The 12,262-nt window shown below is 50.6% G+C and carries 8 protein-coding genes; all 8 read left to right on the forward strand.

Annotation, left to right across the window (positions count from 1 at the left end):
- The 8 genes from SPICA_RS11210 (at window position 1) to SPICA_RS11245 (ending at window position 12,201) form a co-directional block, all read left to right on the forward strand.
- Window positions 1-1,086: a Wadjet anti-phage system protein JetA family protein gene (locus SPICA_RS11210; RefSeq protein ID WP_237255861.1), complete on the forward strand. Its 1,086-nt coding sequence runs from the start codon at window positions 1-3 to the stop codon at window positions 1,084-1,086.
- Between the two features lie 2 nt (window positions 1,087-1,088).
- Complete coding sequence (locus tag SPICA_RS14970) at window positions 1,089-1,679, forward strand: DUF4194 domain-containing protein (RefSeq protein WP_013969610.1); 591 nt, start codon at window positions 1,089-1,091, stop codon at window positions 1,677-1,679.
- Window positions 1,676-4,891 carry an ATP-binding protein gene (locus SPICA_RS11220; protein WP_013969611.1) on the forward strand — a complete coding sequence of 1,072 codons (3,216 nt, stop codon included), beginning with the start codon at window positions 1,676-1,678 and terminating at the stop codon, window positions 4,889-4,891. Before SPICA_RS14970 ends, SPICA_RS11220 begins: the two co-directional genes overlap by 4 nt.
- Before the next feature lie 13 nt (window positions 4,892-4,904).
- Window positions 4,905-6,149, forward strand: a complete 1,245-nt coding sequence (locus SPICA_RS11225; RefSeq protein ID WP_013969612.1) for a DUF2399 domain-containing protein — start codon at window positions 4,905-4,907, stop codon at window positions 6,147-6,149.
- 73 nt (window positions 6,150-6,222) lie between these two features.
- Entirely contained in the window at window positions 6,223-8,007 is a 1,785-nt protein-coding gene (locus SPICA_RS11230) for a sensor histidine kinase (protein WP_013969613.1), read from the forward strand.
- A 15-nt stretch (window positions 8,008-8,022) separates the two neighbouring features.
- A complete protein-coding gene (locus SPICA_RS11235; protein ID WP_013969614.1) occupies window positions 8,023-9,237 on the forward strand; it encodes a response regulator transcription factor in 1,215 nt (404 codons plus the stop codon).
- Window positions 9,234-11,132, forward strand: coding sequence for a substrate-binding domain-containing protein (locus SPICA_RS11240; protein ID WP_013969615.1), 1,899 nt, complete (start codon window positions 9,234-9,236; stop codon window positions 11,130-11,132). Before SPICA_RS11235 ends, SPICA_RS11240 begins: the two co-directional genes overlap by 4 nt.
- A 109-nt stretch (window positions 11,133-11,241) precedes the next feature.
- Window positions 11,242-12,201, forward strand: a complete 960-nt coding sequence (locus SPICA_RS11245) for an ABC transporter substrate-binding protein (RefSeq protein ID WP_013969616.1) — start codon at window positions 11,242-11,244, stop codon at window positions 12,199-12,201.
- Window positions 12,202-12,262: the final 61 nt, after the last annotated feature.

Here is a 12,262-nt window from a genome sequence, read left to right on the forward strand (position 1 = left end):
TTGCTCCCGGACTATACCCGGATGATCACCATAGCGGCCCCTGCGAAGCCCTTTTTCGAGGCCCTCCTGACCACCGAAGAGGGGAGCCGCATAGAATATGAAAGCCATATTGTAGCGATTTATGCATCAATCTGTTCCGATGTGGCAAAGGAAAACGGCCACTATGCGGTCCTTAATGCCCATGAACATCTAAGCCGCCTTATCGATTCTCTTAAGGTGCTTTCCCAAAATATTCGCTCCCATTATGAGGTACTGATCCAACAGCAAAGTGGCGGCGATATTCCGGAAATCTTACGGCTCCACTACGACCACTATCTGGAAGAAGTAATTGACCGGGCCTATATGAGGCTTAAAACTCAGGATAACCTTTCCCGCTATCGGCCCCGGATCATCCAGACCATCAACTCCCTGCTCGAAGACGAAGCCTGGCTTGGCAAAACTGCCAATGCGCTAGGCCTGCTCCGGGGAGAACCCGCCCCGGAGGCCCGCAGACGGCTCATCTGGATGCTGGAGGATATCCGGGACCAGCTCCGCCTCCTGGATCCCTTAGTAGAGGATATAGACCGGCGAAACATGCTCTATGCCCGATCCAGCATGGAAAGCATAAAAAGCAGAATCCGGTCCGACGTGACCGTAGCGGGGCGTATTACGGTCCTGTGCCAGGCCCTGGCAAACAAGGAGCTTCTGGCAGAGCAGGTGGAACAGCACCTGCATCGGCTCCGCTGGTTGGGCCCTGAGTCCTTTTATGTACGAAGCCAGCGGGCAGAAACAGCCGGAGCCTTTCAGTATCGGCCCCTGTATGATACCAAAATACTGGAAAAAGAAGAGGCGGAACTGCGGCTCCGGCTTCAGAAACAGCTTGGACCTGCTAAAATTGCCCGCTGGCTCAATGAACAGTTGGGGAGCCGGGACTTTGCCTGGGCCCATGAGCTTGCGTTGGATCAGACCTCCTTTGTAAGGACCCTCTATGCAACCCTATATGGGGAAAATCGGGCAGCTCATTTTCCCTTTTCTGTGGTTTGGGAGGATGAATTGGTACACGCGGCGGGCTGGGAATTCAGAAAACATGGATACAGGAGACACTAAGTATGGGAAACCTGGAAGACCTGGCAGACATAGACCGGCTGGACCGGGAGGATGCAAGCCTTTTTTCCCGGCTATTGCGGGAATTGGTGAGTCGCTGCTTTATTCTGCGGAGTGAAGAGGAGCGACTGTACAATTTTGGCATCCGGAACTTTCATCTCCTAGAAGTCTATTTTGCCTGTATGGATGCCCAGGTACGGAAGGATGAAGGGTTAGGGGTCATCGCCTGGCGGGGCACCACGGAAAATCGGGTCCGGCTGAACCAGGAAGAGAGTATCGCCGTTTTTATACTCAGGCTTTTTTATGAGGAAAAGCGGAATAGTCTGCGGCTTTCTGAATATCCTATCATCACTGTCCTGGACCTGACCCAGCGTTTTAAGGCGATGACCGGCGCGGAACTAAAAAAGACCCATCTGAAGGACCTTCTGAAGCGGTTTTCCCGGTTTCGCCTGATCCGGGCCCAGGATGGCATTAATCCCGATGGGACCATTATCCTGTACCCTACCCTGGCTTTTGCTATTGACCAGGAAACCATAGAAAAACTGCGAGAAAACCTGAAGTCCGACCTATCCCGGGAAGAGGAGATGCTGCCATGATTACCCTGAAAAAGGTGCGGCTTATCCAGTGGCACAGTTTCCGGGATGTTACCATCCCTATCGGAGAACGGACCCTCTTTGTGGGTGAAAATGGCTCCGGCAAATCGACCATTATCGATGCAATCCAGTATGCCCTGGTGGCCCAGCTTCACAAGATCCGCTTTAATGCAGCGGCCAATGAAAAACGATCGGGCCGCAGTCTCGATGGGTATGTACTGGCTAAAACCGGTTATGAAGGGGAGGAATATCAGCGCACAGAAGGGATAAGCCATGTAATGCTGGAATTCGAGAAGGGTGAAGCATCATTTTCTGCGGGGATCTGCGCGGAAATTACCAAAGATACAACCCAGGTCAGGGAACTCCCCTGGATTGCCCAGGGGGTTCAGGTAAAGGATATTCCCCTCTTTCTCGATAGCACCCACCTTTTGGGATCCCAGCAGTTTAAACAGCGGATGCGAGACCTGGGCGCCCTGGTCTTTGATTCCAAAAAAGAATACCAGAAGGAACTTACCCACCTTTTGGGGGTATTCCGGCGTAATGTGGAATTCAATCCCTCTCTGGATGCCCTGGTCCGCTCGATTGGCTTTGTACCCATGGATTCGGTAAACCGTTTTGTCTGCGATTATATCCTGGAAGAGCGGATGGTAGACATCTCTGTGATGAAGAGCAACCTCCAGAGCTATAAGGATGCGGAGGCCGAAGCTGAGCTTGCCATAAAAAATATTGCAGCTTTGGAGGATATCCTCGCCATAGCCAGGGTTTGGCAGCAGCATAATAGAACCATCCTGAACCAGGAATATCTGCAAAAGCGACTCCAGATGGAACTGGAACAGGAACGGCTAGAGGAAAACCACAAAGAAAGCCAGCGGCTCGAAGCGGAAGAACAGCGAAAAGCCGAAGAAATCCGACGCCTCCAGGAAGAGCTCGAAGCCCTGCGGGACCAGGTGAACCAGCTGAGCCTATCCATACAGACCCACCAGGTGTATCAGCTTATCCAGGATCTGGAGCGCCGCAAGAATCAGCTCTTAAAGGAGCTGGAACAGGCCCGCTCAAACCGGGAACGGTACCAAACCCTGCTAAGCCAGCTTGAAGCCCTATTAAATCGGGAGCTCGAACGGGACAGGGAAGGCAATGTGGATATGGACCGCTCTGCAGAAAGCCTGGAAACGGAAAAAGAAACCCTCTACCGGAGTCTGAGCAAGAGCCAGGAAGAACGGGAAAACCTGCGCAAAGACCTGGGCGACCTGGCACGAGAACTGGAGGAACTGGAACGGGGCCTGGTCCGCTATCCTGAGGGGCCTGCAGAACTGGTATCGGCCTTAAGAGAAGAGGGTATTCAGGCATGGATATTTGCAGACCTGGTAGAAGTAGCCGATCCGGCCTGGCAGAACGCCCTGGAGGGCTGGCTTAATACCCAGCGTTTTGCGGTGCTGGTGGAACAGGAACAGTTTCAGCGGGCCATCGCCATCTATGATCGGCTTCCCCGGCAGATCGGAGGGGTTCCTCTGCCAAACCTGGAGCGGATGGCCCAAAGCGAGGTACGCCCCCACTCACTGGCAGAGCTTGTAGTGACCGATTCACCCTTTGCCCGGCGCTATGCGGACTACATCCTGGGCCGGGTTATCCGAACCGACCAGGAACACTTAAAGGACTTTGACCAGAGTGTTACCCAAACCTGTCTCACCTACTCTGCCCATACGGTAAACCGGATCCGGGAGGCGGTGTACAGCCGCTGGTATCTGGGCAAAGGGGCCCGGGAGCGCCGTAAGGCAGAACTCCTTGCCCGGCGAAAGGAACTGCAGGAAGCGCTCAGCCGGCTCGAACTATCCATCAAACTGATGGAACAACAAACGGAACTTTTAAAGCGGGCCCTGCCGGCCCTCACCGAAATGCGGTACCTTTCATCGTCCATCGCTACCATTCCCGAACTGGAGCGCAGTATTACCGAAATCTCTGAACAGATTCGCCGGGTAGACACCTCTGACCTGGAAGTACTTCGGAATGAGCTTGATGAACGGAAGCGGACATTAGGGAGCCGGGAGGCGGCTCTTTCCCAAGCCCAGATTGCCCTGGGAAGCATTCAGGGAAGGGCAAAGACCCTGGCAGAAGCAAGGCCTCCGCTGGAGGCGTCCGCCGAAACCCGAAGAGCCCAGTTTCAAGCCTTTGTGGCGAACCGAGAGCAGTTCCTTGAGGAATGGGAAGCCTACTACAAAGAACGGGTCCACTCCCGGGAGGATCGGCAGAGCATCCTGGCCAATTATGAGGGGAGTCTGCAGGGGACCCGGAACAAACTACAGAAAGCCCTGGAAAACTACCAGAGGGCTATTCAGAAATACAACCTTGACTGGAACGCCCTCCTTTCTCTCCTGCCAGAGGAGGCATCCGAGATCGAAGCCCTTAAGAAACGGCTCGAAGCTTCGGAACTTCCCCTCTATAAAGAAAAGATTTCCCGTGCCCGAGCTATGGCTGAAAAGCAGTTCAAGGAACACTTTGTGACCCGGCTCAACGAATATATCGAAGAAGCCCGGGAGAGTTTCCGGGAGATCAACGCTATTTTACGGAGCCTTACCTTTGGCAAGGACCAGTATCACTTTACCCTGGAAGAACGGAACGACCGGAAGGCCCAGCTGGAGGTTATCCGGAAGGCCGCGGAGATCCATGAAAATCAGGGGAGCCTCTTTGATGCATTGATCAGTGAGGGTGAGCGGGAGGCCGTAGAGGAACTATTTAACAGGATCCTTAAAAACGAACTGGACTCCTTTGAGGTCCGCCAGCTTTGCGACTACCGGACCTACTTTACCTATGATATTCGGGTTCGGGACACCTCTGCCATGGATCCAAAAACGGGCAAGGTCCCCGAACTATCCCTATCCCGGGCGCTTAAGGAAAAGTCTGGCGGCGAATCCCAGACGCCCTACTATGTGGCTATAGCAGCGAGTATTTACCGATATTACAAGGACGATCCTGAAAACACGGTGCGCCTCGTAGTTTTTGATGAAGCCTTTAACAAAATGGATGAACGGCGCATTGGGGTTACCCTAGAACTGTTCCAGGAACTGGGAATGCAGATCATCACGGCGGTCCCCTCAGAAAAGCTCGAGATCATCCAACCCTATATGGATACGGTGAACCTGGTGCTCCGCTATGGCAATGAAGGCTGGGTTCGGGATTATAGGGCGGTGACTGTTGCGGCAACTACAGGATCAGAGTGATAGAGCCAGATTGATGAAATACGATGAGCTCATCTTGCATGTATTTGCCGCTTCCTATCCTCGTTCTGCCATGCGCCAGGGCGGCCGGCCGCTCAGGCTTCGCCATTGGGAGCAGCTCCTGCCAGAAGCCTATGCCAGTGCCATGGAACAGGAAGGCTTTCTCCAGGCCATGGAATGGCTGGAGGCTCAAGGACTACTCCGTTTGGGCTGGGCCCACCGGCGAAAACGGGATAGGCTCCTTTGGGCGGAACTGGTTGATCCCCGGCGTCTCTATGCAAACCTGGGGCAGCCCTATCCGGATACGGTAGAAGAAGTTCTCCGGGAAACCGCCCGGGGCCTTGCCCAAAGGGCCCGGGATGCGGAGCAAGGCGATACGGAGCAGTTATTTACTGCCCTGGCCAGCTACCCATCCTTTTTAGATAGCCTGGTTTCGATCCGGGATATGGAGGACCTGTATATCCTCCTCACTAAACGGAAGGAAGGAGCATACAAAGGACCTATTCGCAGTCTTTCGGTTACCCTCTTTCGGGACTCCAAACGGCTCGAGGCCCTGCTGGGCATTCTGAAGCGTCTTACTACCCTATGTAATACACCGGACCTGCTCTTGGGCCTCCCCCGGCGCAATTTCCCCGTGGTGTGGCTTGCGGGGCCCTTCCGGCTGAGCGCAGAGGGGCCCGATACAGAAGACCATAGCGCAGGGGCCCGACTTCTTCTAGATCTGGGCCAGAGGTCCCCTTTAATCGGAGTAGGCGCCCCCTTCGGTCTTTCTCTGGAACTTCTGGCCGGTGCCACAAAACTGGAAATCGCCGGTGCCACAGGGCGGGAAAGGGACATCAATATACTTACTATAGAAAATAAGGAAACCTTTTTTTCCCTGTGGCAGATGGAAAACCCCTTTACGGCCTATGTGTATACCAACGGCTGGCCCAACAGTGCGGTCCGACGGGTATTGGAACTGCTCCATCGGCAGGGGTACCGGCTGTACCATGCGGGAGACTTAGACCCGGAGGGGCTTGCGATCTGCCAGTACCTGCAGGATCACTACGGCAGTCGGCCCTTTGGAATGGATATGGCAACCTTTGAGCGCTACCGACCCTATGGCAGGCCCCTCTCCGACCCGGAGCTCCGTTCCCGCCGTTTTGAAAAATACCTTTCCCGACTAAACCCACCATTGCAAGACCTGGCCCGGCGCATCCAGGAAAGCCGCATCGGCATAGAGCAGGAAGTTATCGATTATAAGGAGTGTGAGATTTTGTAAAAAACCGAAAAGTGCATAAAATTCCCAATTACTGTAAAATCGAATACAGGAAATCATGCTATACTGATGTTGTGTGAAAATACCGTCCCTTTCGATACGGAACAGACTTCTTTTTTCATTTCTTGCCCTCCTTTTACTCCCCGTAATAACCTTGGGGGTGGTGGGACCGTTAATTTTTTCCCGTTCAATAGAAACCCAGGTAATCGACCATACTCTGAGAATGATTGCTCAGGTGGATAAAAATCTTGAGTATCTGATTGTAAATCTAGAAAAACTGAGTAACCTGCTAGAAGCAACCCCTTCGATTCATCAATTTTTTATGCCTTCTGCAGGGGCTCTCCAGAAAAAGTATGAACAGGAAGCCCTTGCGTTTATGGATGCTTGCCTTAAAACTCATCGGGAAATTGCAGGAATTATGCTGATATCTTCCGATGATCGTATTGTATCAAATCATTACACCCGTATTACCCGGGACCCTCTGACCCTGGAACCCTGGTATTTAAAAGCTGTTGGTTCTACCAGCGGGATTACCATCATATCACGCCCAATTGGACGCAATATCCGCAGCCAGCTCGGTTATGGCAGTGATGACGTGGTATCAATTGTAAAGCCAATCCGGGACCCAGACCATTTTAACCGGATTACCGGAGCCATACTTATTGATCTGAGACTGGAAAGCATCCAGGAGTTGCTCGCAGATTCTTCTCTGGGTCGGGATGGCTACCTGTATATTTCCGATCAGAATGGAGAGCTGGTTTTTGCACCGGTAAACCAAACCATCTACCGGATCGCACCCCGGCAAATAGAGGGCTCAGAAGGGAGAACACTCCGCCGATGTAACCATGAAGTATTTCAGATCCTGTACAAACAGTCATCCTATACCGGATGGACCACCGCTGGAGTTTTTTCGATACAAAGTGTTCTCCGCGAAGTTTCTTTTATACGGTTTTACGCCCTAATTGTTGGAAGTTTCACCGTCCTCCTGGCCATTTTGCTTTCGGTATTCTTTGCATCTTCCATAGCACTCCCCGTAGAAAAATTGCGTAGTTTGATGCGACAGGCTGAAACGGGAGATTTCTCCATCCGGTTTTCTGAAAACCGTCAGGACGAGATCGGCCAACTCGGACACTCTTTTAATCGTATGATATTGGAAATCAGCAACCTGATCGACCAGGTATACCATGAACAACAACGGAAACGAGAGACCGAGTTACGGGTTCTGCAAGAACAGATAAAACCGCACTTCCTATACAATACCCTCGATACCATTCAATGGATGGCCCAGGAACATAGAGCCCAAGATATAGTAGACATGGTGAGCGCCTTAACCCAGCTATTTAGGGTTGGACTTTCTAAGGGTCAAGAAATGATACCTCTCCGGGAAGAACTCAGACATGTGGAAAGCTATTTATTTATCCAGAAGGTCCGATATGAGGATAAGTTTGATTACACCATTTCTATAAGCCCTGGCATTGACCAGCTACGGGTGCTCAAGGTGATTTTACAGCCCCTGGTAGAAAATGCCATTTATCATGGGATAAAGGAACGACGGGGTAAAGGGCACATCCTGGTTAGTGCTGAACGTGAGGGACCAGACCTATTCCTGACCGTGGAAGATGACGGTATTGGAATGCCAGCAGACAAACTGGCACAACTGCAGGAAGAACTAAAGTCCAGTCATCAGTTGCATACAGACAGCCATAAAGATTGGGGTGAAGGGGGGCATATCGGGTTCGGTGCCAGAAATGTCCATGAACGGATATTTTTAAATTTTGGACCCGATTATGGCATTACCTACCAAAGCACCTGGGGTGTTGGTACCCGGGTTACCATCCGACATCCAGCAATAGAAGTATAACACGGGAAAAAAACTATGTGGAAAGTACTAATCGCCGATGATGAACCTAAAATCCGCCGAGGTATCCGTTCTGTCCTTGAGCGGCTTGATTCGGAAATTGAGGTGGTTGCCGAAGCAGGCGACGGCGAGGCGGCCCTTGCTCTGGCTGAGGAGACAATCCCGGATATCCTCTTTATCGATATTCGTATGCCCTTCTTAAATGGTCTTGAATTAATTGAAAAACTTTCTGGCCTTCCCCATGACTGGATTATTATTATCGTGAGCGGACACGATGAATTTGAGTATGCCAGAAAAGCAGTATCTCTTAAAGTCTTTGAGTATCTCTTAAAACCGGTACAAGAAGCTGAAATAAAAAGAACACTGGAACACGCTAAAAATGAACTTGCCCTGCGGCGAGAAACAAATCGGTACATTAACTGGGCAAGAGAGAAAATAACTGAACACCGAAGTACTCTGCAAGAACAATTTATTCTGGAATGGCTTTCATCATCCCTTTCGAAAACTGACATTGAAGACTGTTCCAAATTCCTGGGGCTTACCTTGCCAGAAAAAGCGGTGGTGCTTGCTATTCGGCTGGAGGAAAAGGTACTCTCAGTAGGAAGTTTGCAAGCTGGTTACCGGACCATTCTTATCTATTCAGTACAATCAATTATTCAAGAACAGTTAGGTAAGGATATAATCTGCGTAATAGATAGAGATGATACGATTATTACCCTATATCCAGGGGATCTACAAGTATTACAAAATAAGATCCTTGGCATCGAAGCCGCTATTGAAGCGACAACCCATCAACATCCAATTATAGCAGTAGTGCCCAGCGGAAATTATAGAAAAGAAGGGCATCGCACGATACAGGAATCCTATGAAGAGGCCCTATCGGAGCTGACCAAGAAGGGAAATTACCAAACCTTTGTGCTCCTGGCTCAGGGATATATCGAAAAAAACTATCAATACCCGGATTTATCATTAGAGGAAACCGCATCGGAATTGGAAATCAGCCCAGGCTATTTGTCCCGGCTGCTTAAACAAGCAACCGGTTACTCCTTTGTAGAATATGTGAGCAGAGTTCGGATCCAGCATGCCCTGCAGTTATTAACAGATCCGGCAATAAAGATCTATGAAATTGCTGAAAAGGTAGGCTATCGTAGCCAGCATTACTTTAGCAGGGCTTTTAAACAGATACTGGGTATATCTCCCATCGAATACCGAAAGGGAGGCAGCTTACCATGAAACGGTATATCCAGCCTTCATTCATCCTCATTGCCCTTGGCATTATGGTCCTAGCCGTTTCCTTGCTCTGGTTTGTGAATATTCTACCCCTTATTTCATACAATAAGGTAGAGCCAGAAGTTGGCAAACTCATAGGCCTTTCACAGGCCAACCTTTCAGAACCATGGCGCATCAGCATGACGGAAGAAATAACCCAGCAGGCAAAAAAATACCTCGATATGCGGGTAATTATTACTGATGCGGTAGATTCCAGCGAACGCCAGGTTGATGATGTGAAACGGCTCCTTGCCTATGGCATCGATCTCCTTATCATCTCGCCGACAGATTCGCAGATTCTGACCCCCGTCGTAACTGAAGCGTATAAAACTATTCCAGTGATTGTACTGGATCGGGCAGTGGAAGGCTATGATTACACCCTGTATATCGGTCCGGACAACCAGCTCATTGGTCGCGAGACGGGTCGCTATGTCTCAGAATTATTGGGAGAAAAGGGCGGTCAGGTCTGGGAAATTCAGGGCCGCTCAGGCTCTCCGCCTACCATCGACCGAAGTACCGGTTTACGGCAGGAAATTGAGCGACATCCCGGGATCAGATTGGTCAAAACAGTCACCGCCGATTGGCTCCGGGACCAAGCTGAGGATACCCTCTCTCATTTATTTAAAACCACCCCAACGCCCGATGTCATCGTATCCCAGAATGACGCCATGGCCTATGGGGCAATTTTAGCAGCGAAGAAAGCAGCGGTTTCAAATATCAAATTCATCGGGGTAGATGGACTGGAGGGTGCCAATGGGGGCCTAGACCTGGTACGGAAGGGACTCCTATCAGCCACTTTTATTTGCCCCACCGGCGGAAAAGAAGCGGTAAACTACGCCTGGGATATTCTAGAAAAGAAACCCGGCATTCCCAAAAAAATATATTTACGCACAAGAAAGATAACCGCCGAAACAGTTAATGCTAATGTGGATCCCTATGCGTCATTCCGGCATCCCCGCTCCAACAAGGAACCCATACGCCTCGGCTTTGCCCAGGTAGGAAGCGAAAGCCGTTGGCGGCTTACCAATACAAAATCGATAAAAGATGCGGCCCGTGACGCCGGCATTGAGCTTACCTTTATAGACGGCCAGCAAAAGCAGGAAAACCAGATTGCAGCGATCAGGTCATTTATCAAACAGAAGGTGGACATCATCGCCTTTTCACCGATTGTCGAATCAGGCTGGGAAGAGGTGCTCCAGGAAGCAAAAGCCGCAGGGATTCCGGTTATTCTTTCTGACCGGGAAGTAGATATAAAAGATGACTCCCTTTGGGCTACCTTTATCGGCTCAGATTTTCTAGAAGAGGGCCGACGGGCCGCCCGGTGGCTCCTGTCCTATATAGAACATCATCCTACCCCAGATGGTCAAGTTAATATCGTGGAACTCCAAGGGACGGTAGGTTCAGCTCCTGCCATTGACCGGAAACGGGGCTTTGAGCTAACCCTGGAACCTCATCCAGAGTTCCGCATCATCCGATCGGAAATTGCCAATTTTTATTTCGATCAGGGCCGGGATGTGATGAAAAAAATCCTTGAAACGGAAAAGAGACGGATTGATGTCCTCTTTGCCCACAATGATGATATGGCTCTGGGAGCAATTCAAACACTTGAATCAGCAGGACTGCGACCGGGAAAGGATATGGTGATCGTCTCGGTAGATGCGGTAAAGGAAGCCTTTCAGGCTATGATTGCGGGTAAACTCAACTGTACCGTGGAATGTACTCCCCTCCTGGGGCCCCAATTAATGAAAGTAATCCAGGATTATTTTGATGGAAAGGAACTACCCACCCGGATTATCACCAGTGAAGAAGTATTCCCCGCCGAGGTAGCCCGAACAGTACTGCCAAAACGTCGGTATTAATGCATTTCTCAGTGCGTTATCGTACACAAAATTATGGAATCCTCTAAATACATATTCTCCAAGGGGTGCCACAATATTGGTATCAACGAAGCCCACAAAGGAGGCATGTATGAAGAAATCCTTACAAGTTTTTGCGGGAGTGTGCGCACTCATCACCCTGGTGTCTCTGAACGCCTTTGCTCAGAGCAATAAAAAAATTGTGCTCGGGTTCTCCCAGATCGGGGCAGAAAGCGAATGGCGGACCGCCAACACCGAATCCATTAAGGCGGCTGCAGCTGCAGCGGGCATTGAACTAAAATTTGCCGATGCCCAGCAAAAGCAGGAAAACCAGATTAAAGCCATCCGCTCCTTTATTGCCCAGAAGGTAGATGTGATCGCCTTCTCACCGGTTGTAGAAACCGGTTGGGAAACGGTGCTTCAGGAAGCCAAGCGGGCAAAAATTCCTGTTATTCTTACTGATCGAGCAGTTAATGTCAAAGATGATAGCCTTTATGTATCCTTTATGGGATCCGACTTTGTCGAAGAAGGCAGACGTGCTGCGGTCTGGCTCATGGGCTACCTGCACACCGACAAACCAGTAAACATTGTGGAACTCCAGGGCACCGTTGGTTCTGCTCCGGCCATCGACCGTAAGCGTGGTTTTGAGGAAATGCTGAAGCCCTTCCCCAATTATAAAATCATCCGTTCCCAGACCGGTGACTTTACCCGTGCCAAGGGCAAGGAAGTCATGGAAGCGTTCCTGAAGGCAGAAGGTAAGAATATCAATGTCCTCTTTGCCCACAATGACGACATGGCAATTGGTGCCATCCAGGCTATTGAAGAATTCGGACTAAAACCCGGAAAGGATATCATCATCGTATCCATCGATGCTGTAAAGGGCGCCTTCGAAGCAATGATCGCCGGTAAACTCAATTGCACCGTGGAATGCTCTCCTCTGCTTGGAGAGCAGCTCATGGCTGCTGTTAAAGATCTGATGGCAGGAAAAACATTACCCAAACGGATCGTTACCAATGAAGGTGTATACCCCGCAGAATTTGCGGCCCAGGTATTCCCCTCCCGCAAGTACTAGGGCTACTTGGTAACTACAGGGGCGTTTCGGCGTAAACCGGAACGCCCTTTTTTATCAAAGG

This window comes from Gracilinema caldarium DSM 7334 (assembly GCF_000219725.1).
Lineage (GTDB): Bacteria > Spirochaetota > Spirochaetia > Treponematales > Breznakiellaceae > Gracilinema > Gracilinema caldarium.